The organism is Janthinobacterium sp. 75 (assembly GCF_004365495.1).
In the GTDB taxonomy this organism is placed as follows: Bacteria; Pseudomonadota; Gammaproteobacteria; order Burkholderiales; family Burkholderiaceae_D; genus Janthinobacterium.
On sequence record NZ_SORD01000001.1, the window covers coordinates 2,897,370 to 2,917,732 of the forward strand.

22 protein-coding genes are annotated in these 20,363 nt (G+C 60.1%); 21 read left to right on the forward strand and 1 reads right to left on the reverse strand.

The window, feature by feature from the left end; genetic code table 11:
* Window positions 1-83: 83 nt before the first annotated feature.
* Window positions 84-692: a Maf-like protein gene (locus C8C89_RS13185; protein WP_133990275.1), complete on the reverse strand. Its 609-nt coding sequence runs from the start codon at window positions 690-692 to the stop codon at window positions 84-86.
* 235 nt (window positions 693-927) lie between these two features.
* Here C8C89_RS13185 and C8C89_RS13190 point away from each other — a divergent pair, with 235 nt between their 5' ends.
* The 21 genes from C8C89_RS13190 (at window position 928) to uvrC (ending at window position 20,276) form a co-directional block, all read left to right on the forward strand.
* The gene (locus C8C89_RS13190) at window positions 928-1,425 is read left to right on the forward strand and encodes a YceD family protein (RefSeq protein ID WP_101481975.1); all 498 of its coding nucleotides are present in this window, start codon (window positions 928-930) and stop codon (window positions 1,423-1,425) included.
* Between the two features lie 191 nt (window positions 1,426-1,616).
* Window positions 1,617-1,799 (forward strand): 50S ribosomal protein L32, encoded by a 183-nt coding sequence (gene rpmF / locus C8C89_RS13195; protein WP_010399517.1) that lies wholly within the window; start codon window positions 1,617-1,619, stop codon window positions 1,797-1,799.
* Between the two features lie 210 nt (window positions 1,800-2,009).
* Window positions 2,010-3,077 carry a phosphate acyltransferase PlsX gene (gene plsX, locus C8C89_RS13200; protein WP_101481974.1) on the forward strand — a complete coding sequence of 356 codons (1,068 nt, stop codon included), beginning with the start codon at window positions 2,010-2,012 and terminating at the stop codon, window positions 3,075-3,077.
* 15 nt (window positions 3,078-3,092) lie between these two features.
* Window positions 3,093-4,091, forward strand: a complete 999-nt coding sequence (locus C8C89_RS13205) for a beta-ketoacyl-ACP synthase III (protein ID WP_133990278.1) — start codon at window positions 3,093-3,095, stop codon at window positions 4,089-4,091.
* Window positions 4,092-4,122: 31 nt separating this feature from the next.
* On the forward strand, window positions 4,123-5,064 hold the full coding sequence (fabD, locus tag C8C89_RS13210; protein ID WP_133990280.1) for an ACP S-malonyltransferase: 942 nt from the start codon (window positions 4,123-4,125) through the stop codon (window positions 5,062-5,064).
* 49 nt (window positions 5,065-5,113) lie between these two features.
* Entirely contained in the window at window positions 5,114-5,857 is a 744-nt protein-coding gene (gene fabG / locus C8C89_RS13215; RefSeq protein WP_099763133.1) for a 3-oxoacyl-ACP reductase FabG, read from the forward strand.
* A gap of 178 nt (window positions 5,858-6,035) precedes the next feature.
* On the forward strand, window positions 6,036-6,275 hold the full coding sequence (acpP, locus tag C8C89_RS13220) for an acyl carrier protein (RefSeq protein WP_008449912.1): 240 nt from the start codon (window positions 6,036-6,038) through the stop codon (window positions 6,273-6,275).
* A gap of 29 nt (window positions 6,276-6,304) precedes the next feature.
* Window positions 6,305-7,555 (forward strand): beta-ketoacyl-ACP synthase II, encoded by a 1,251-nt coding sequence (gene fabF / locus C8C89_RS13225; RefSeq protein ID WP_101481971.1) that lies wholly within the window; start codon window positions 6,305-6,307, stop codon window positions 7,553-7,555.
* Between the two features lie 130 nt (window positions 7,556-7,685).
* Window positions 7,686-8,183 carry a hypothetical protein gene (locus C8C89_RS13230; RefSeq protein ID WP_133990282.1) on the forward strand — a complete coding sequence of 166 codons (498 nt, stop codon included), beginning with the start codon at window positions 7,686-7,688 and terminating at the stop codon, window positions 8,181-8,183.
* 66 nt (window positions 8,184-8,249) lie between these two features.
* Window positions 8,250-8,873: an RNA polymerase sigma factor RpoE gene (gene rpoE / locus C8C89_RS13235; protein ID WP_208327696.1), complete on the forward strand. Its 624-nt coding sequence runs from the start codon at window positions 8,250-8,252 to the stop codon at window positions 8,871-8,873.
* A 72-nt stretch (window positions 8,874-8,945) separates the two neighbouring features.
* Window positions 8,946-9,281, forward strand: coding sequence for a sigma-E factor negative regulatory protein (locus C8C89_RS13240; RefSeq protein WP_133990286.1), 336 nt, complete (start codon window positions 8,946-8,948; stop codon window positions 9,279-9,281).
* Window positions 9,282-9,507: 226 nt separating this feature from the next.
* Window positions 9,508-10,992, forward strand: coding sequence for a DegQ family serine endoprotease (locus C8C89_RS13245; protein ID WP_133990288.1), 1,485 nt, complete (start codon window positions 9,508-9,510; stop codon window positions 10,990-10,992).
* A 112-nt stretch (window positions 10,993-11,104) separates the two neighbouring features.
* A complete protein-coding gene (locus C8C89_RS13250) occupies window positions 11,105-11,350 on the forward strand; it encodes a glutaredoxin family protein (protein WP_133990290.1) in 246 nt (81 codons plus the stop codon).
* A 315-nt stretch (window positions 11,351-11,665) separates the two neighbouring features.
* Window positions 11,666-13,456 carry a translation elongation factor 4 gene (gene lepA / locus C8C89_RS13255; RefSeq protein ID WP_101481965.1) on the forward strand — a complete coding sequence of 597 codons (1,791 nt, stop codon included), beginning with the start codon at window positions 11,666-11,668 and terminating at the stop codon, window positions 13,454-13,456.
* A gap of 2 nt (window positions 13,457-13,458) precedes the next feature.
* Window positions 13,459-14,376 carry a signal peptidase I gene (gene lepB, locus C8C89_RS13260; protein WP_101481964.1) on the forward strand — a complete coding sequence of 306 codons (918 nt, stop codon included), beginning with the start codon at window positions 13,459-13,461 and terminating at the stop codon, window positions 14,374-14,376.
* Window positions 14,377-14,467: 91 nt separating this feature from the next.
* Window positions 14,468-15,283, forward strand: a complete 816-nt coding sequence (gene rnc / locus C8C89_RS13265) for a ribonuclease III (RefSeq protein WP_077406693.1) — start codon at window positions 14,468-14,470, stop codon at window positions 15,281-15,283.
* A 1-nt stretch (window position 15,284) separates the two neighbouring features.
* Window positions 15,285-16,187 (forward strand): GTPase Era, encoded by a 903-nt coding sequence (gene era, locus C8C89_RS13270; protein ID WP_034749612.1) that lies wholly within the window; start codon window positions 15,285-15,287, stop codon window positions 16,185-16,187.
* A 28-nt stretch (window positions 16,188-16,215) separates the two neighbouring features.
* A complete protein-coding gene (recO, locus tag C8C89_RS13275) occupies window positions 16,216-17,067 on the forward strand; it encodes a DNA repair protein RecO (protein ID WP_133990292.1) in 852 nt (283 codons plus the stop codon).
* Between the two features lie 52 nt (window positions 17,068-17,119).
* Window positions 17,120-17,881 (forward strand): pyridoxine 5'-phosphate synthase, encoded by a 762-nt coding sequence (gene pdxJ, locus C8C89_RS13280; protein WP_133990294.1) that lies wholly within the window; start codon window positions 17,120-17,122, stop codon window positions 17,879-17,881.
* A 23-nt stretch (window positions 17,882-17,904) separates the two neighbouring features.
* The gene (gene acpS / locus C8C89_RS13285) at window positions 17,905-18,300 is read left to right on the forward strand and encodes a holo-ACP synthase (RefSeq protein WP_133990296.1); all 396 of its coding nucleotides are present in this window, start codon (window positions 17,905-17,907) and stop codon (window positions 18,298-18,300) included.
* A gap of 95 nt (window positions 18,301-18,395) precedes the next feature.
* Window positions 18,396-20,276 (forward strand): excinuclease ABC subunit UvrC, encoded by a 1,881-nt coding sequence (gene uvrC / locus C8C89_RS13290; RefSeq protein WP_133990298.1) that lies wholly within the window; start codon window positions 18,396-18,398, stop codon window positions 20,274-20,276.
* Window positions 20,277-20,363 lie beyond the last annotated feature (87 nt).

Here is a 20,363-nt window from a genome sequence, read left to right on the forward strand (position 1 = left end):
TGTGTTGGCCGGGGTCAGTCCCTCCGGGATCGCAGTGCGCTCCACTGGAACACACTGCCCCGTCGGGTCTGGCCCCAGGGTGATTAAAATGTAAAAAACGTCACGCCCGCCTTGCGCAGCATGCCCGTCAGGGCGATCAGCGGCAGGCCGGTGAGGGCAGTGGGGTCGACACTGTCGATACGTTCGAGCAGGGCGATGCCCAGGCCCTCGTTCTTGGCGCTGCCGGCGCAATCATATGGCTGCTCGATGCGCAGGTAGGCGTCCAGTTCGGCATCGGGCAAGTCGCGCACGGTGACGAGGGTCTGGATATCTTCCACTTGCGCCACGGCGGGCGACTGGCGCCCGTCGAGCAGGCACAGCGCCGTGTGGAACACGGTCTGGCGCCCGCGCATGGTTTGCAGCTGCAGCAGGGCATTGCCGTGATTGCCCGGCTTGCCGATTTGCGCACCATCCAGGGTGGCGACCTGGTCGGATCCGATGACGAGGCTGCCAGGGTGGCGGTCGAGTACGGCCTGCGCCTTGGCCTGGGCCAGGCGCAGGGCCGTGGCGCTGGGGCTTTCGCCTGACAGGGGGCTTTCGTCGAGATCGGGCACGGCGACCTCGAAAGGCAGGCGCAGGCGTTGCAGCAATTCCTTGCGGTAGGTCGAACTCGATGCAAGAATCAAGCGCAATGGGGCGGAAGTTGGTATCATTCGGTAGTGGATGGCGGCCGGCATGGCCGCACTGGTCGATGTCAGTGGAATTTCACGCAAATTCCAGGGCGCAGAGCCCCTAACTGAGGCCCCATGCGGCATGACGGTGTTGATGAATTTATAACTGAGTTTGTCACGAATACGGCAATCATTGCGTCAAAAAAGATGCTTAGGCTTTGACTCGGTGCTGAAAACCCTGTTATTATCGCAGGTTTTCCGGGGAAATTTTCTACCAATGAATGCTTTTGTGATCGACGCCTTTGATTTTTGTCGTATCAGCGGGAGCCGCGAGGGTGTAACTCCTGTCGCTGAAATGACCCGGTTGACCAAGGATTGTGCAGATGCTTCCGGCGAGATCGCCTGGAAGATCGTCGGCGGCACCAGCAAGCTGGGCTACCCACAACTGACCTTGTCGGTCAACGGCACCGTTCAGCTGGTTTGCCAGCGCTGCCTGACTCCGTATGCTTACGCAATTGATTCGACGACCACTCTGATGCTGGGCAAGGATGACGAGCACGCGGACGAGATCGAAGAAATCATCAACGATGAAACGATCGACGTGATCGTCGGCAGCCGCAGCATGGATGCCGCGGCCCTGATCGAAGATGAAGCCTTGCTGGCCCTGCCGCAGGTACCCAAACACGACGTCTGCCCCGATACGGCGCAGCTCGATGCTCTCAAGACTGAAAAGAAGTCGCCGTTTGCGGCCCTGAAGGACTTGAAGCCAGAATAATTTGTAGTGCGTAAAGAACGTGTCAAACGCGTGTTGTAATCGAGTATGGCAAGTGTAGTGAAAATGTAATTGTAATAAACGATGTCGGTCCGGGCTATTTTCGGGTAGTCTTTGCCGCTGGGATACTCGATTCGCATGTATTTGCCAATCGATTGTGCTAAAATTTTAGAACTTATGTATTAGGAGTCATCATGGCAGTTCAACAGAACAAGAAAACCCCTTCCAAGCGCGGCATGCACCGTTCGCACGACTTCCTGGTCGCGCCGCAATTGAGCGTCGAGCCAGTTACCGGCGAAACACACCTGCGTCACCATATCAGCCCTAACGGCTTCTATCGTGGCCGTAAAGTGTTGAAGACCAAAAACGACGAGTAATCAACGTTTTTGTTGGGTAAGATGAAAGCGGTGTTGCGTGGTTATTCGGCGTGGCGCCGCTTCTTCTTTTCTATCGGCTGCAATTCATCTTGCGCACCCGTCATTTTGAATCACGCTGTCCAGGTCTGTGCATGACATGCTGCGCCCTGCATATGCTCCAGTCCGATTCACATCTTGCCGCACGCCCGCAGCGGTATTGAATCAACACAAATGACAATCAAAATTTCTATCGACTGCATGGGCGGAGATCATGGTCCCTCAGTCACTATCGCCGCAGCAATTTCCTTCGTAAAACATGAGCCTGAAGCCGAACTGATCCTTGTTGGATTGGAAGACGTGATCCGTGCCGAACTGAAGAAACATAAAGCCGACACGCATCCGCGCCTGTCGGTATTGCATGCCTCCGAACAAGTTACCATGGACGATCCCCTGGAAGTGGCCCTGCGCCGCAAGAAGGATTCCTCCATGCGCGTGGCCATCGAACAGGTCAAGAGCGGTGCGGCGCAAGCCTCCGTTTCCGCCGGTAATACGGCAGCCCTGATGGCCGTGTCGCGCTATGTATTGAAAACCATGTCCGGCGTCGACCGCCCGGCCATCTGCAGCATCCTGCCGAATCAAAAGAACGGCCCGACCTACATGCTGGACCTGGGGGCCAACGTCGATTGCGAACCGCATCACTTGCACCAGTTCGCCATCATGGGTTCCGTGCTGGTGTCCGCCATGGAAGGTATAGCCCGCCCGACGATCGGCTTGCTGAACGTGGGCACGGAAGATATCAAGGGCAATGAAGTGGTGAAACTCACCGCGAAGCTGCTGCAGGCCGACCACGAGCGTGGCGCGCTGAACTTCTACGGCAACGTGGAAGGCAACGATATTTTCAAGGGTACGACCGATATCGTCGTCTGCGACGGTTTTGTCGGCAATGTCACGCTGAAGGCCATCGAGGGCCTGGCGCGCCTCATGAAGGACGTGCTCACTTCCGAATTCAAGCGCAACCCGATCACCATGCTGGGTGCACTGATCGCCCGGGGTGCCCTGAGGGCCATCGGCAACCGCCTGAATCCTTCGCGTTACAACGGCGCCAGCCTGCTGGGCTTGCGTGGCCTTGTCTTCAAGAGCCATGGCAGCGCCGATGCCTATTCGTTTGAATGGGCCTTGCGCCGTGCCTTTGATGCGGCAAAAAATGACGTGCAAGCGCACTTGGCCAGCCTGATCGCCGAGCTGATGCCGCGCACGCCAGTACCGGATGAACCTACTTCAACAAGCTCTACCATTTAGTGGACGGGTACTTGCATGACTGTTTTTAGCAAAACTTACAGCAAAATTATCGGCACCGGCAGCTACTTGCCGGAGAAGCGCGTCACCAATCAGGACTTGACCGAACAGCTCGCCGCCAAGGGCATCGAGACGTCGGATGAATGGATCGTCTCGCGCAGCGGTATCTCGGCGCGCCATTACGCGGCGCCGTCGCAAAACTCCTCGGACCTGGGCGTGGAAGCGGCCAAAAAGGCCCTGGAAATGGCGGGCCTGAGCGGCAACGACCTGGACCTGATCATCGTCGCCAGCTCGACCCCCGATTTCTTCGGCAGCTTCCCCAGCACCGCCTGCATCGTGCAGAGCAAGCTGGGCATCACGAATAACTGCGCCGCCGTCGACGTGCAAGCCGTCTGCAGCGGTTTTGTATATGCAGTCGCCACCGCCGATAGCTTTATTCAATCTGGCATGCACAAGAATGTGCTGGTGATCGGCGCGGAAGTGTTTTCGCGCATCCTCAATTTCGACGACCGCGGCACCTGCGTGCTGTTCGGCGACGGCGCCGGCGCCATTGTCATGACGGCCTCCAAGGAGCCCGGCATCCTCGCTACCAAGCTGCATGCGGACGGTCGCCACTCGAACATCCTCAGCGTACCAGGCAGCGTGGCTGGCGGGGCACTGGCCGGCAGTGCCTTCCTGTACATGGATGGCCCGGCCGTGTTCAAGCTGGCCGTGTCCGTGCTGGAAAAGGTCGCGCACGAAGCCTTGGCCCAAGCGAACATGACATCGGACCAGATCGACTGGCTGATCCCGCACCAGGCGAACATCCGCATCATGAACAGCACGGCCAAGAAACTCGGCTTGCCGCTGGACAAGATGGTTGTTACCGTCGACCAGCATGGCAATACCTCGGCAGCGTCTATCCCGCTGGCACTGGACATCGCCGTGCGCGACGGCCGCGTCAAGAAGGGTGACAACGTCATGATGGAAGGCGTGGGCGGCGGCTTTACCTGGGGCGCCGTGCTGGCGCGCATGTAATCCCGCAATACTATTAAAAAACGGAGTCGACATGACACAATTTGCATTTGTTTTCCCAGGCCAAGGCTCGCAAGCGATTGCGATGCTCGACGGTTTCGCCGGCAACCCCGTGGTTGCGCAGACCGTGGCCGAAGCGTCGGAAGCCCTGCAATTCGACCTGGGCAAGCTGATCGCCGAAGGGCCGAAGGAAGAGCTGGACCTGACCACCAGCACGCAACCCGTGATGCTGACGGCGGCCGTGGCTTTCTACCGTGCCTGGCTGGCAGCGGGCGGTCCCGTGCCGAACGTTGTTGCTGGCCATAGTCTCGGTGAATACTCGGCGCTCGTCGCCGCCGGCGTCATTTCGTTCAAGGATGCCGTGCCGCTCGTGCGCTTCCGCGCGCAAGCCATGCAGGAAGCCGTGCCGGTAGGGCAGGGCACGATGGCCGTCGTGCTGGGCCTGTCGGATGACGACGTGCGCGCCGCCTGTGCGGAAGCGGCGGCGGAGAACCCGGCCCTGGTGGTCGAGCCTGTCAATTTCAATGCCCCAGCGCAAGTCGTCATCGCCGGCCACACGGCTGCAGTCGAGCGTGCCTGCGAACTGGCCAAGGCCAAGGGCGCCAAGCGCGCCATGAAGCTGCCCGTCTCGGCGCCATTCCATTCGTCGTTGCTGAAACCAGCATCGGACCGCTTGCGCGAGTACATGGCCGGCCTGACGTTCGCCGCACCGCAGATCGCCCTGATCAACAACGTCGACGTAGCCATCGTCAACGATGTCGCCGGCATCAAGGATGCGCTGGTGCGCCAGGCGGCGAGCCCCGTACGCTGGGTGGAAACCATGCAGAAAGTGGCTGCCGACGGTATCACGCAAGTGATCGAGTGTGGTCCGGGCAAGGTTCTGATGGGCCTGGCCAAGCGCATCGATCCGGTGCTGGTGGGCGACGCCATTGTTGACCAGGCCTCGCTGGAACGCATTTTGACGCAGCTCAAATAAACATCAGATTGCGGCAGCCTGCCTGCCGCGCTTGTTTTTAAGGATACTCATGAATTTAGCAAATCAAGTCGTGCTGGTGACGGGCGCTTCGCGCGGCATCGGTCGCGCCATCGCCACCGAACTGGGCAAGCAGGGCGCCACCGTAGTTGGCACTGCCACCTCGGAAAGCGGCGCGCAAGCCATCACCGATTACCTGGCCGCCGAAGGCGTGGCGGGCAAGGGTCTGGTCCTGAACGTGACCGATGCGGCGCGCTGCGCGGCCGTCGTCGATGAAGTGCAGAAAACCTATGGCAGCCTGTCGATCCTCGTCAACAATGCGGGTATCACGCAAGACCAGCTGGCCATGCGCATGAAGGATGACGAGTGGGATAGCGTCATTTCCACCAACCTGTCGGCCGTCGGCCGCCTGTCGCGCGCAGTACTGCGTGGCATGATGAAGGCCAAAGCTGGGCGTATCATCAATATCACGTCGGTGGTGGCCTCGTCGGGCAATCCGGGGCAAATGAATTACGCGGCGGCCAAGGCCGGCGTGGAAGGCATGAGCCGCGCCCTGGCGCGCGAAATCGGCAGCCGCAACATTACCGTTAACTGCATCGCCCCCGGCTTCATCGATACCGATATGACCAAGGCCCTGAGCGAAGAGCAGCACGCGGCCCTGTTGACGCAAATTCCCCTGTCCCGCCTGGGCAAACCGGAAGACGTGGCAGCGGCGGTGGCCTTTCTGGCCTCGCCGCAAGCGGCGTATATCACGGGCACGACCCTGCACGTGAACGGCGGAATGTACATGAATTGATGTGAAAGGCAGGCAGGGCGGGCGTTTGTGGCATGATTCAACGATCGTTTTTGTCTATAATCACATCTTTTAGCAGCAGCTTCGGTCGAATTAGCAGCAGACACCGAAATTAGTATTCGGACGCGCAAACCTGATAAAATGCGCGCACTTTCCGTAACACACACTTTGGAGCCATAACATGTCGGATATCGAACAACGCGTTAAGAAAATCGTCGCTGAGCAACTGGGCGTTGCAGAAGCAGACATCAAAATCGAATCCTCCTTCGTCGACGATCTCGGCGCCGATTCCCTGGACACCGTGGAACTGGTCATGGCCCTGGAAGACGAATTCGAAATGGAAATCCCTGACGAACAAGCTGAAAAAATCACCACCGTGCAACAGGCGATCGACTACGCCACCGCACACGTCAAGGCCTAAGCCTGTCTGACCGACTTCAGGAGAATCGCTTGAGCCGTTCTAAAAACCGTCGTGTTGTTGTCACCGGCCTGGGCTGTGTTTCACCTGTCGGCAATACTATTGCCGAGGCGTGGGGCGCAATCATTGAAGGTAAATCCGGCATTGCCACGATTACCAAGTTTGATGCATTGCCCTTCACCACGCATTTTGCCGGTGAAGTCAAAGGTTTCAATATCGAAGAGTACATCTCCGGTAAGGAAGCCCGCCACATGGATACCTTTATCCATTACGGCATGGCTGCAGGCATCCAGGCGATGCAGGACTCCGGTCTGGAAGTGACCGAGGAAAACGCCGAGCGCATCGGCGTGATCATCGGTTCCGGTATCGGCGGCTTGCCGCTGATCGAGGAAACCAAATCCGAGTACGAAAAGCGCGGTCCGCGCCGTATCTCGCCATTTTTCGTGCCTGCCTCGATCATTAACATGATTTCTGGCAACCTTTCGATCAAATATGGTCTGAAGGGTCCGAATCTGGCGATCGTGACGGCGTGTACCACCGGTTTGCACAGCATAGGCGCTGCCGCGCGCATGATCGAGTACGGCGATGCCGACGTCATGATCGCCGGTGGTGCTGAATCGACCGTGTCGCCGCTGGGCCTGGGCGGTTTCGCCTCGGCTCGTGCCTTGTCGACCCGCAACGACGATCCGGCAACGGCATCGCGTCCGTGGGATGCCGACCGCGACGGCTTCGTGCTGGGCGAGGGCGCTGGTGTCATGGTGCTGGAAGAGTATGAGCACGCGGTGGCCCGTGGTGCCAAGATCTATGCCGAAGTGCATGGTTTCGGGATGAGCGCAGATGCTTATCACATGACCTCGCCGCTGGAAGATGGTAGCGGCGGCAGCAAATCGGTGATCGCGGCCCTCAACAACGCAGGCTTGAATCCGGATCAGATTCAGTACCTGAACGCGCACGGCACGTCGACCCCGCAAGGCGACGTGGCGGAAGTGATGGGTATCAAACGCACCTTCGGCGAGCATGCCAAGCATATGGTCGTCAACTCGACGAAGTCGATGACGGGCCATTTGCTGGGCGGCGCGGGCGGTCTGGAAGCGGTGTTTACGGTCCTGGCGTTGCACCATCAGGTGTCGCCACCGACCATCAACATCTTCAACCAGGATCCGGCTTGCGATCTCGATTTCTGTGCCAACACGGCGCGGGATATGAAGATCGATTATGCGGTGAAGAATTCGTTCGGCTTCGGCGGAACGAATGGCACGCTGATTTTCGGTAAAGCGAAATAAGCAGGAACTTTCAAGCGCTCGCTACGGTCAAACCGTAGTGAGCGCTGATTCGGTGCCAACGTTCGTTGGTGCCTGAATTTGCCCGGCATGGTGCCGGCGCGCCTGATGTTTTCCCCTTTGAGTTGTCACTATGTCGATCGCGGTAGCGGCTGTCATTCGCACGCCTGTCTGTTTGCGCCTGCTGCAAGCGGTGCTGGGGCTGTGTGCTGTGCTGGCAGCCTGCCCCTTGAGCGGCGCGTGGCGCGTTGCGGCCCTGTCTGAGCCTGGCCCCGGCCAGCTGGTGGGCGGCTATGCGCTGGGCTGGCCCGGTGCCCTGCCGAGTGCGACTGGCGGCGTGTTTTTGCTGGCTTTGCTGCGCAAGCGCAGAAAGCCGCAGGTGCTTGATATTTCGCCGGTCGGCCAGTTGCGGCTGGGGGTATATCTGGAACATGGCGGGGCGCCGTTGGTGCCGCCTGTGCTGCGCCTGTTGCCCGGTTCTACCCTGTGGCCATCGCTGCTGGTGCTGTGCCTGGTCGATGCCGCGGGGCGACGCACGCAGGTGCTGGTGCAGCGTGGCAGCGCTTGCACCGCCTTCCGTCCGCTGGCCGTGGCGTGCCGGGCCATTGCGGCGCGGAGCGGGGACGAATAAAAGTGGGGCGAACACTGAACTTCTTGCAGCGGGCCAACTCTATATCCATACAGGCGCCCACGCTGCATGCGAACAGGGGCATCGGGCGTGAGCACAGAGCGCGAGTATGATCAGTTACTGGTCGAGCGGGTGCAGGCTGGCGACAAACGGGCATTCGATGTGCTGGTATCGAAATATCAGCGCCGCTTGATGCGTCTTGTGTCGCGACTTGTGCATGACCCGGCGGAGGCCGAAGATGTGGTGCAGGAAACCTTTATCAAGGCATACCGGGCGCTGCGCCATTTTCGCGGCGATGCCGCCTTTTATACCTGGTTGTATCGCATCGGCATCAATACGGCCAAGAATTATCTCGTCACGCAGGGGCGGCGCGCCGCCACGTCCTGCGATGCCGACGCCGAGCAGGCGGAATCCTTCGATGACGGCACTAAATTGCGCGACAACAATACGCCCGAATCCGTGCTGGCCAGCAAGCAGATTGCAGTCACCGTTAATGCGGCCATGGAAGTGCTGCCCATCGAGCTGCGCACGGCCATCGTGCTGCGCGAGATCGAGGGCCTCAGCTATGAAGAGATTTCGGAAATCATGGCGTGCCCCATTGGCACCGTGCGCAGCCGCATTTTTCGCGCGCGCGAAGTGATCGCGGAGAAATTGAAACCGTTGTTGGATATGCCGATTGACAAGCGCTGGTAATCTGGGGAGTATGGGGTTGGCATGGCTGCGTCCGGTTTCCGCAACTATTCTCTTGAAATGGCAGGACCCATCATGGATACGCATACACGATTGCACGAGACGATTTCCGCCCTGGCCGATGGTGAGCTGGCGGCGAGCGAACTCGAACTGGCTTTTGCGGCCCTCGATACGCCATCGGGGCGGCAAGCCTGGAATGCCTATCGCCTGATAGGCGACTTGCTGCGCTCGGAGCAGTGCGGCCATGCCCTGGGCGCCGAATTCGACGCACGCCTGGCCAGGCGCCTGGCCGCCGAGGCGGCGCCTGACGAGCAGGCTGTCCACGCGGAGCCATTGCAATCCCTGTCCTCTGCCATCGTGCCGCTGGGCACTGCCGAGCCGCTGGAGGCGGGGCCGCTGGCACAGCGCTAGCGCTGCGGCATCTTATGCCAGGCTTAACCTGCCCCTGGCCCTCTTGACACCGGACTTCGCTACGATTGACACTGTGTGCTGGCAATATCTTGCTTTTGCGATATATTGTTGTATTGCTTTCCATGCGCGCTGCCAGGTGTGTTTGCCCCTGGGATTCCGTCATGACGGGCAAGCATGCGCGTAGGCAATCGCCTGATCCGTTTTAATACTCGAAAAGATCCTTTCCATGAAAAAAAACATGTGTGTCGCCAGCAAGTCGTTTTCAGTGAAGACGCTTTCCGCCTTATTGTTCGGTACGGCTGGCCTCTTTCTCGCTCCCACTATGCTGGGCCTGGCGCCACAGGCGCACGCGGCCGTGCCGGCCGTGAAGTTGCCTGATTTCGCTGACCTGGTCGATGCCGTCGGTCCGGCTGTGGTGAATATTCGTACCACCGAGCGCCTGAAGATGAATGCGCCCGGTGCGGGTGGCCAGGATGAGCAGGAAATGCAGGAATTCCTGCGCCGCTTCTTTGGCGGTGCCATGCCTGTGCCGCGCCAGCAGGCACCGCGTGGCGGTCGTCGGGCCGTGCCGCAGGAGCAGGAAGTGCAGCGCGGCGTCGGTTCCGGTTTCATCATCTCGGCCGATGGTTACGTGCTGAGCAATGCCCACGTGGTCGATGGCGCCGACGAGGTGTACGTGACCCTGACGGACAAGCGCGAATTCAAGGCCAAGGTGATCGGCGCTGATGCCCGCACCGACGTGGCCCTGCTGAAAATCGAGGGCGCCAACCTGCCGCGCCTGACCATCGGCGACTCGGACAAGATACGCGTGGGCGAGTGGGTGATCGCCATCGGCTCGCCATTCAACCTGGAAAATACGGTGACGGCCGGCATCATTTCCGCCAAGTCCCGCGATACGGGCGACTACCTGCCCCTGATCCAGAGCGACGTGGCCGTCAACCCTGGCAACTCGGGCGGTCCCTTGATCAATATGCGCGGCGAAGTGATCGGCATCAACTCGCAGATCGCCACTTTGTCCGGCGCCTACAATGGCATTTCATTTGCCGTACCGATCGATGAAGCCATGCGCGTGGGCGAGCAGCTGAAAAAGACGGGTAAAGTGGTGCGCGGGCGCATCGGCGTGCAGATCGGCGAAGTGAGCAAGGACGTGGCGGAATCGCTGGGCTTGCCGAACGCCAAGGGCGCGCAAGTGTCGATGGTGGAGCCGGGTGGCGCGGCCGACAAGGCGGGTATCAAGCCGGGCGACATCATCCTGAAATTCAACGGCGCGGCCATCGAGCGCTGGTCCGACGTGCAGCGCCTGGTCGGTGACGCCACTCTTAATGGCAAGTCCAACATCACCATCTGGCGCAATGGCGCGCAGCAGACCTTGCCCATCACCGTGAGCGAACTGGAAGGCGACAAGACGACCAAGAAGTCGGAAGCGCAAGCCGTCAATGCACTGGGGCTGAAGGTCAGCGACGTGCCGGCCGCGAAAAAGCAGGAATTGAGGATCGACGCGGGCGCGCTGGTCGACGATGCGGGTGGGGTGGCGGCCCTGGCGGGCCTGCAGCCTGGCGATGTGATCTTGCAATTGAACAACGTTGCCGTGAAAGATGCCAAGCAGTTCAATGCCCTGGTGGCCAAGCTCGATCCGAAGAAGCCGTCGGCCGTGCTGGTGCGCCGTGGCAATACGGCGCAATTCGTCTCGCTGCGCCCGTCAGCCAAGTAAATTCTGGGGGTAGTCCCTGCGGGATCGGAATTCAAGCCACTGGCTTGAATTCCCCCGTCGGGACTAGGCGTCCCCGTCCGACGCCAGCCTTCCTTTGCGCCATCACTAAAATATGCACTTCACTCTCTATTCCCGCAGCTACTGCCATTTATGCCAGGATATGCTTGACGCATTGTTCCTGTTGCAGTCGCCTGACAAACCGTTTACGGTGGAAGTGATCGATATCGATGCTTCGCCCGATGCCTCGCTGCTGGCGCGCTTCGACGAACTGGTGCCGGTGCTGTTTGGCGACCTGGCGCAGCCGGAGCTCTGCCATTATTTTCTGGACGAGGCTGCCGTGCGTCGCTGCCTGTCGTAGCTTAAATAACAATATTCACGCTGCATTGCACCATCCTGGTGCTGTAAACAGCTGAAAATGTCGGCTTGCCCAGTGCCGGCCTCTGAAAGACGGGCTTTCTACTCTGAAATCCGGTAAAATGGGAAGGTCGAAAAAGCTACTGTCCGAGGCAGCAGCTTCTGTCGCTTCAAAAGCGCTCGCCTGGGCATGCAGATGTCCTGCTCGGAGCGCTTTTTTCATCATGAGTGGGGCGCCCGGTGTTGGCCCTGTTTGGCCCGGACATGATCCCCTTGATTCCTGTTAAAGCAGTGTTGTCACTCGCACATATATTAGTTAATGAATAACATACGCAACTTCTCCATCATCGCCCATATTGACCACGGTAAATCGACCCTGGCTGACCGCATCATTCAATTGTGCGGCGGCTTGTCCGACCGCGAGATGGAGGCGCAGGTGCTCGATTCGATGGATCTGGAGCGCGAGCGCGGCATTACCATCAAGGCGCAGACGGCGGCCCTGCACTACAAGGCACGCGATGGCCAGATCTACAACCTGAACCTGATCGATACACCAGGCCACGTCGACTTCAGCTATGAAGTGTCGCGCTCGCTGTCGGCGTGCGAAGGCGCGCTGCTGGTGGTTGACGCGTCGCAAGGCGTGGAAGCGCAAACGGTCGCCAACTGCTATACGGCGCTGGACCTGGGCGTGGAAGTGGTGCCCGTCCTGAACAAGATCGACTTGCCGAACGCGGACCCGCCGAACGCCATTGCCGAAATCGAAGACGTGATCGGCATCGATGCGGCCGACGCCGTGCATTGCTCGGCCAAGACGGGCTTCGGCGTGCTGGACGTGCTCGAGCAGTTGATCGTCAAGGTGCCGCCACCGAAGGGCGACCCCGATGCGCCGCTGCAGGCGCTGATCGTCGATTCCTGGTATGACGCCTATGTGGGCGTGGTCATGCTGGTACGCGTGGTCAACGGCACCCTGAAACCGAAAGACAAGATCCGCCTGATGGCCACCGATTCGGTGCAGCTGGTGGAAGACATCGGCGTATTTTCTCCCCGTTCGCAATCCTTGCCGCAATTGTCGGCAGGCCAGGTGGGCTTCATCATCGCCGGCATCAAGGAATTGAAGGCGGCCAAGGTGGGCGATACCGTCACCCTGGTCAGCCGTCCTGCCGCCGCGCCATTGCCTGGCTTCAAGGAAGTGCAGCCGCAAGTGTTCGCCGGCCTGTTCCCCGTGGAAGCGAACCAGTACGACGCGCTGCGCGACTCGCTGGAAAAGCTGAAACTGAACGACGCGGCCCTGATGTACGAGCCGGAAGTGTCACAGGCGCTGGGCTTCGGCTTCCGCTGCGGCTTCCTGGGCTTGCTGCACATGGAAATCGTGCAGGAACGCCTCGAGCGCGAATTCGATATGGACCTGATCACCACGGCGCCAACCGTGGTGTATGAAGTGATCCAGCGCGACGGCACCATGATCAACGTCGACAACCCGTCGAAGATGCCCGATCCGTCGCGCATCGAGGAAGTGCGCGAGCCTATCGTCACGGTCAATCTGTACATGCCGCAGGAATACGTGGGCTCCGTGATTACCCTGTGTATCGGCAAGCGCGGCATCCAGATGGACATGAGCTACCACGGCCGCCAGGTCAAGCTCGTGTATGAAATGCCGATGGCCGAGATCGTGCTGGACTTCTTTGACCGCCTGAAATCGACGTCGCGCGGTTATGCCTCGATGGATTACGAGTTCAAGGAATACCGCGCGGCCGACGTGGTCAAGGTCGACATGCTGATCAACAGCGAAAAAGTCGATGCGCTGGCCATCATCGTCCACCGTTCGAACAGCCAGTACCGTGGCCGCCAGGTGGCCGCCAAGATGCGCGAACTGATCCCGCGCCAGATGTTCGACGTGGCCATCCAGGCGACCATCGGCGCGAACATCATTTCGCGCGAGAACGTGAAAGCCTTGCGCAAGAACGTGCTGGCCAAGTGCTATGGCGGCGACATCAGCCGCAAGAAAAAATTGCTGGAAAAACAAAAAGCGGGTAAGAAACGCATGAAGCAAGTAGGTTCCGTGGAAATCCCGCAAGAGGCATTCCTGGCAATTTTACAAGTGGATGGTTAATAATGAACCTGCAAGTAATTTTAGGAAACTTCGCTTTAATCCTGTTCGTGCTGATGGTGTTGACGGGCCTGGTCTGGTGCCTGGATGTGTTTTATCTGTCCAAGCAGCGCCGCAAGGCGGCCGACCGCGCCCTGGCTGATTTCGATGCGCGCCAGTCCAAGCTGGCCGCTGAGGGCATCAAGTCCGATGCGGGCGGCAGCCGCGCGACCATTGAGGCAGCGCTGTTGCGCCAGCCGACCTGGGTCGAGTATTCGGGCAGCTTCTTCCCCGTCATCGCCCTGGTGTTCTGCCTGCGCTCGTTCCTGTACGAGCCATTCAAGATCCCGTCGAGCTCGATGGTGCCGACCTTGCTGGTGGGCGATTTGATCCTGGTCAACAAGTTCACCTATGGCATCCGTTTGCCGATCGTCAACAAGCGCATCATTGAAGTCAACGATCCGCAGCGCGGTGACGTGATGGTGTTCAAGTACCCGAAAGATATGTCGCAAGACTATATCAAGCGGGTGATCGGCGTGCCCGGTGATAAAATCACCTATGAAAACAAGCGCTTGACGGTCAACGGCAAGGAAGTGCGGTACACGCCGCTGGACGACTACCTCGATGACGAAAGCACTGTGTATCACAAGCAGCTGGAAGAAAATCTGACGGGCGTGAGCCACCGCATCCTCAACGACGAACCGGCTCCCACGTTGAACTTGCGCGAAGTGAAGGATTTCCCGCACAAGGACGCGTGCAACTACAACGAAGACGGTTTTACGTGTGTGGTGCCACAAGGCAATTACTTCATGATGGGCGATAACCGCGACAATAGCGCGGACAGCCGCTACTGGGGCTTCGTGCCGAACGAGAACATCGTCGGCAAGGCATTCCTGGTGTGGATGAACTTCAGTAACCCGAAACGCGTGGGCGGCATACACTAGGCCGGCCAGGTCTCCAGAGACCACCCATGGCTGCCGCGCCGATTCCCCGCGCGGCGGCCAGCCGAATTACTCAGATGATACAGAAACAACAATGAATCTTCAGCTATTGCAAACCCGTTTAGGCTATACGTTCCAGGATGCTGGCCTGTTGCAGCAAGCCTTGACGCATCGTAGCCACAGCAGTTTGCATAATGAGCGGCTGGAATTCCTGGGCGACTCCATCCTCAACTGCGTGGTCGCCTCCATCCTGTACGAACGCTTCAAGTCCATCGACGAGGGCGACCTGTCGCGCCTGCGCGCCAATCTGGTGAAGCAGCAGTCGCTGTATGAGATCGCGCAAAAGCTGGAATTGTCGCAATTCCTGCGCCTGGGCGAAGGCGAGCTGAAGTCGGGCGGTTTCCGCCGTCCATCGATCCTCGCAGATACCCTGGAAGCCTTGCTGGGCGCGATTTTCCTCGATACGGGTTTCGACGCCGCCAGCACGGTGATCCGCGCCTTCTACATTCCCATCCTCGACTCGGTCGATCCGCAAACCCTGGGCAAGGATGCCAAGACCTTGCTGCAGGAGTTTTTGCAAAGCAAGAAAATTTCGCTGCCACAGTATAACGTGGTGGCCACCCATGGCGCCGCCCACAGCCAGGAATTCGAGATCGAATGCCTGGTGCCGAAATTGAACATCCAGGTCTACGGCCGTGGCGGAAGCCGCCGCGCCGGTGAGCAAGCCGCCGCCAAACTGGCGCTGGACGTGGCCGAGCAGGCGCTGTTGAAGTCGCCAGCCGCCAGCCGCAAGCCCAAACCGCGCGCCGCCCAGCTCAAGCTGGCCGGCATTGCCACCATCCAGAGCGACGACGCGGCAGCCCCTGCGGCCCCGGCGATCGCCGCTCACACTAAACAGAATCGACACTAGCATGACAGCCACTAAAATGCCCGACAACTTCCGCTGTGGCTATATCGCCATCGTGGGCCGCCCCAACGTGGGCAAATCGACCCTGATGAACGTGCTGATCGGCGCGAAGGTCAGCATCACTTCGCGCAAGGCGCAAACCACGCGCCACCGCATCACGGGCATCCAGACGGTGCCGGATGCGCAGTTTATCTACGTCGACACGCCCGGCTTCCAGACGCGCCACTCGAACGCGCTGAACAAGACGCTGAACAAGACCGTCACGAACACCCTGATTTCCTCGGATGTGATTTTGTACGTGATCGAGGCGGGCACCTTTGGCCCGGCCGACCAGCAAGTGATGGACCTGCTGCCGAAGGAAGTGCCATGCATCCTCGTCATCAACAAATCCGACCGCGTCAAGGACAAGGCCGTGCTGCTGCCGTTCGCGCAAAAGATCGCCGCCATGCGCGACTTCGCCGCCATTGTGCCCGTGTCCGCCAAGCTGCATTTCCAGCTGGAAGGCTTGCAGAACGAGATCAAGCGCTTCTTGCCGGAAAACCAGCCCATCTTCGGACCTGACGACATCACGGACCGCAGCGAGAAATTCCTTGCCTCGGAAATCGTGCGAGAAAAATTGTTCCGCTTCGTGGGCGACGAATTGCCATACACGAGTACCGTGCTGATCGAGAAATTCGAGCAGGAAGGCGATCTGCGCCGCGTGTTCGCCGCCATCCTGGTCGAGCGCGATACGCACAAGTCCATGATTATCGGCAACAAGGGTGCGCGCCTGAAGGAAGTCTCCACCCAGGCCCGCCTGGACATGGAAAAACTGTTCGGCGGCCCCGTGTACCTGGAAATCTGGGTCAAGGTCAAATCGGGCTGGGCCGACAACGAGGCGGGCTTGCGCGCCTACGGCTACGAGTAATCCGCAACCCGGGGGCGACGCCACACGCATGAGCACCACCACGCCAGCGCAGCCTGAGCTCGCGCCAGCTTCATCTGCTGTCTGCGTACCTGTCCCCGCGCCGGTGGCCATCGCGCCGCCGGCCGCAACTTCCGCACCGCCGCCAAGGCGCAGCCGTCCGCCCGCGCGCGACGGCAAGGTCACGGGCCAGCCAGCCTTCGTGCTGCACAGCTATCCGCATAAAGAAACCAGCCTCATCGTCGACGTGTTTACACGCGAATACGGCCGCATTGCGCTCGTCGCCAAGGGCGCCAAGCGGCCCCATTCGCAGTTGCGTGGCGTGCTGCAGACCTTCCAGCCCCTGCAGGCCGGCTGGACGGGCAAATCTGAACTGCGTATTTTGACGGGCGCCGAATGGGTGGGAGGCATGCTGCCGCTGGAAAAGACGGCCCTGCTGTGCGGCTTTTATCTGAACGAATTGCTGGTGAAACTGCTGGCGCGCGACGACCCGCATCCCGTCCTGTTCGACCACTACGTTGCTACCTTGAATCAACTGGCGCACAATGAGCCGCCACCCATCGTGCTGCGCAAGTTCGAGCGCGCCCTGCTCAAGGAAACGGGCGTGGCGGCCGACCTGACGCGCTGCACGGGCACGCGCCAGGCCGTCGAGGCGGGGCAGGTCTACGTGGTCGATCCGGAACGGGGGCCACGTCCGGCACGCGCCAGCGATGCCTGGCCGAAGATCACGGGCAAGACCCTGCTCGATATGGAGCGCGAAGATTATCTTGACGTGGCCACGCAGGCGCAAAGCAAGTTGCTGATGCGCTTTTTGCTGGCCCATCAACTGGGTGGCGCCACCTTGAATACGCGCCAGATACTGATTGATTTAATGCAGCTGTAGCGCTGCTCTTTACCTCATTGCGGCGCTACGACATTTTACGGATACCATCACTATGAGCTTTTTGCAGCCTTCCGGCCCCGTCATCGACCTGGGCGTCAATATCGACCACGTGGCTACCTTGCGCAATGCGCGCGGCACCGCGTATCCGGACCCGATCCGCGCGGCCCTGCTGGCCGAGCAGGCGGGCGCCGACGCCATCACGCTGCACTTGCGCGAAGACCGCCGCCACATCAAGGATGCGGACGTGATCGCCATCGCGCCGCAGTTACTGACGCGCATGAACCTGGAAGCGGCTGTCACGGCTGAGATGATCGATTTCGCCTGCCGCATCCAGCCTGCCGACGTCTGCCTGGTGCCGGAAAAACGCACGGAAGTGACGACCGAAGGGGGGCTGGACGTGGTGCGCTACTTCAAGGAAGTGCAGGCGGCCGTGCAGCAATTGCAAGGCGAGGGCATCCGTGTGAGCCTGTTCATCGATGCGGACGAGCAGCAGATCGCCGCTGCCGCCGAGCTCGGTGCGCCCGTGATCGAGCTGCATACGGGGCGCTACGCCGATACGCAAGGCGCCGAGCAACTGGCCGAGCTGGAACGCATCAAGGCGGGCGTGCTGTTCGGCGTGGGGCGCGGCTTGAAAGTCAATGCGGGCCACGGTTTGCATTACACCAATGTGCAGGCCATCGCCGCCATTCCGGACATTGCTGAACTGAACATCGGCCACGCCATCGTCGCGCATGCCGTGTTTGTCGGCTGGGAAAATGCCGTGCGCGAAATGAAGGCCATCATGGTGGCCACGCGCCTGGGCAACAAAGCATAAACGCACGCACAAGGGAGACCGCCATGATCTACGGCATCGGCACCGATATCTGCAAGATTCCCCGCATCGAGGCGGCCCTGGCCCGCCATGGCGAGCGTTTTGCGCAGAAAATACTGGGGCCGCAGGAGCTGGAAAAATTCCGTGCCCGCAGCGCCAGGAATGCCGTGCGCGGCGTGCGCTTCCTGGCCACCCGCTTTGCGGCCAAGGAGGCGTTTTCCAAGGCCATCGGCCTGGGCTTGCGCATGCCGATGACCTGGCCCGCCGCGCAGATGCTGAATCACCCCAGCGGCAAGCCGAGGATCGTCTGCAGCGGCGTGCTGGCGGACTTCATGGCAACAAACCGGCTGAGCGCGCAAGTGACGATCAGCGATGAAGAAGAATATGCGGTCGCGTTCGTGATCGTGGAACAGGCGGAGTAGCAATGAGATGCCGGGGTCAGTCTTTTCGATCGGAATGCGTCCCACTGGGACGTATTCCCCCGGCGGGTCTGACCCCATTTAAGTAAGAGCCAGCAATGACTGAAGCAATACCCGATCTCAATTCCATCGAAACGCCACCCGACCCGCGCGCGCAGGTGCTGGCCACGGTCGCCAAGTTGCCGAACTTGCCCGGCGTGTACCGCTATTTTGACGCCGCCGACAAGGTGCTGTATGTCGGCAAGGCGCGCGACTTGAAAAAACGCGTCTCCAGCTATTTCCAGAAAAACCTGGCCAGCCCCCGTATCGCCATGATGGTCGAGCGCATCGCGCGCCTGGAAACCACCGTGACGCACAGCGAAGCGGAAGCCTTGATCCTGGAAAACAACCTGATCAAGGCGCTGCAGCCGCGCTACAACATCCTGTTCCGCGACGACAAGTCCTACCCCTACCTGAAGATTACCAGCGGCGATGCGCCGCGCATGGTGTATTACCGGGGCGCGGTGGACAAGAAGAACCAGTATTTCGGGCCGTTCCCCAGTTCCTGGGCCGTCAAGGAATCGATGCAGATCCTGCAAAAGGTGTTCTTGATCCGTACCTGCGAGGACAGCGTCTACGCCAACCGCACGCGGCCCTGCCTGCTGCACCAGATCGGCCGCTGCAGCGCGCCCTGCGTGGACCTGATCAGCAAGGAAGATTATAAAAACGACGTCGAAAACGCGGCACGCTTCCTGCGCGGGCGTCAGAGCGAAGTGATGGCTGACCTGGAAAAGAAAATGCACGCCTTTGCCGCCGAGCTGAAATTCGAGCAGGCGGTGGTGGTGCGCAACCAGATCGCTTCGCTATCGCGCGTGCTGCACCAGCAAAGCATGGAAACGACGGGCGACGCCGATGTCGACATCCTCGCCGTGCTGGTGCAGGGCGGACGCGCCTGCGTCAACCTGGCCATGGTGCGGGGCGGGCGTCACCTGGGCGACCGCGCCTACTTCCCCAGCCAGCTCAGCGATGCGGCGGCGATTGCCGAAGAACCGATCGAGGTGGAAGTTCTGGCCGCTTTCCTGGCGCAGCACTACACGGAAAAATTCATCCCTGGCACCCTGATCTTGAATATCGAATTCGACCAGCCGGCCCTGATGGTGGCATTGATGGAACAGTGCGGCCACCGCATTAACCTGATTTTCCAGCCGCAGGGACAGCGCCGTCAATGGCTGGAGATGGCGCAAAAGGGCGCCGAGATTTCTCTGGCGCGCTTGCTGTCGGAGCAGGGTTCGCAGCAATCGCGCACGCGCGCGCTGGCCGAAGCGCTACGCCTGGAAACGGAGGACCTCGACAGCCTGCGCGTGGAGTGTTTCGACATCAGCCACACGCAGGGCGAGGCGACGCAGGCGTCGTGCGTGGTATTCCATCACCACGCCATGCAGAATGGCGAATACCGGCGCTATAACATCAATGACATCACCCCCGGCGACGATTACGCGGCCATGCGCCAGGTCTTGATGCGTCGTTATGAAAAAGTGGCGAATGGCGATGGCGTCATGCCCGACGTGGTGCTGATCGACGGCGGCAAGGGGCAGATCGAAATGGCGCGCCAGGTGTTTGCCGAACTGGGACTCGATATCAGCTTGATTGTCGGCGTGGCCAAGGGGGAAGGGCGCAAGGTGGGCCTGGAAACACTGCTGTTCGTCGATGGCCGCCCGGCGCAGGAACTGGGCAAGGAATCGGCCGCGCTGATGCTGATCGCGCAAATCCGCGACGAGGCGCACCGCTTCGCCATTACCGGCATGCGCGCCAAGCGTGCCAAGACGCGCCAGACTTCGCGCCTGGAAGAGATAGAGGGCATAGGCGCCAAGCGCCGCCAGAAACTGCTGTCGCGCTTTGGCGGCTTGCGCGGCGTGGTCGATGCCAGCGTTGAGGATTTGATGTCGGTGGAGGGGATTTCGACGCAACTTGCGGAAGAAATCTACAAGCAGCTGCATTGATGGATGATGGCCTGGCCCGGCGCTGCCGCAAGCGGACTAGGCTAATACCCCCGGGCCATGTAGACTAGTGGCGCTTTCTTCACGCTT

Bases quoted from the DNA above. Each gene is read 5' to 3' on its own strand.
- C8C89_RS13185 (WP_133990275.1), bottom strand. From the start codon at position 692: ATGATACCAACTTCCGCCCCATTGCGCTTGATTCTTGCATCGAGTTCG.
- C8C89_RS13190 (WP_101481975.1), top strand. From the start codon at position 928: ATGAATGCTTTTGTGATCGACGCCTTTGATTTTTGTCGTATCAGCGGG.
- rpmF (WP_010399517.1), top strand. From the start codon at position 1,617: ATGGCAGTTCAACAGAACAAGAAAACCCCTTCCAAGCGCGGCATGCAC.
- plsX (WP_101481974.1), top strand. From the start codon at position 2,010: ATGACAATCAAAATTTCTATCGACTGCATGGGCGGAGATCATGGTCCC.
- C8C89_RS13205 (WP_133990278.1), top strand. From the start codon at position 3,093: ATGACTGTTTTTAGCAAAACTTACAGCAAAATTATCGGCACCGGCAGC.
- fabD (WP_133990280.1), top strand. From the start codon at position 4,123: ATGACACAATTTGCATTTGTTTTCCCAGGCCAAGGCTCGCAAGCGATT.
- fabG (WP_099763133.1), top strand. From the start codon at position 5,114: ATGAATTTAGCAAATCAAGTCGTGCTGGTGACGGGCGCTTCGCGCGGC.
- acpP (WP_008449912.1), top strand. From the start codon at position 6,036: ATGTCGGATATCGAACAACGCGTTAAGAAAATCGTCGCTGAGCAACTG.
- C8C89_RS13230 (WP_133990282.1), top strand. From the start codon at position 7,686: ATGTCGATCGCGGTAGCGGCTGTCATTCGCACGCCTGTCTGTTTGCGC.
- rpoE (WP_208327696.1), top strand. From the start codon at position 8,250: ATGCGAACAGGGGCATCGGGCGTGAGCACAGAGCGCGAGTATGATCAG.
- C8C89_RS13240 (WP_133990286.1), top strand. From the start codon at position 8,946: ATGGATACGCATACACGATTGCACGAGACGATTTCCGCCCTGGCCGAT.
- C8C89_RS13245 (WP_133990288.1), top strand. From the start codon at position 9,508: ATGAAAAAAAACATGTGTGTCGCCAGCAAGTCGTTTTCAGTGAAGACG.
- C8C89_RS13250 (WP_133990290.1), top strand. From the start codon at position 11,105: ATGCACTTCACTCTCTATTCCCGCAGCTACTGCCATTTATGCCAGGAT.
- lepA (WP_101481965.1), top strand. From the start codon at position 11,666: ATGAATAACATACGCAACTTCTCCATCATCGCCCATATTGACCACGGT.
- lepB (WP_101481964.1), top strand. From the start codon at position 13,459: ATGAACCTGCAAGTAATTTTAGGAAACTTCGCTTTAATCCTGTTCGTG.
- rnc (WP_077406693.1), top strand. From the start codon at position 14,468: ATGAATCTTCAGCTATTGCAAACCCGTTTAGGCTATACGTTCCAGGAT.
- era (WP_034749612.1), top strand. From the start codon at position 15,285: ATGACAGCCACTAAAATGCCCGACAACTTCCGCTGTGGCTATATCGCC.
- recO (WP_133990292.1), top strand. From the start codon at position 16,216: ATGAGCACCACCACGCCAGCGCAGCCTGAGCTCGCGCCAGCTTCATCT.
- pdxJ (WP_133990294.1), top strand. From the start codon at position 17,120: ATGAGCTTTTTGCAGCCTTCCGGCCCCGTCATCGACCTGGGCGTCAAT.
- acpS (WP_133990296.1), top strand. From the start codon at position 17,905: ATGATCTACGGCATCGGCACCGATATCTGCAAGATTCCCCGCATCGAG.
- uvrC (WP_133990298.1), top strand. From the start codon at position 18,396: ATGACTGAAGCAATACCCGATCTCAATTCCATCGAAACGCCACCCGAC.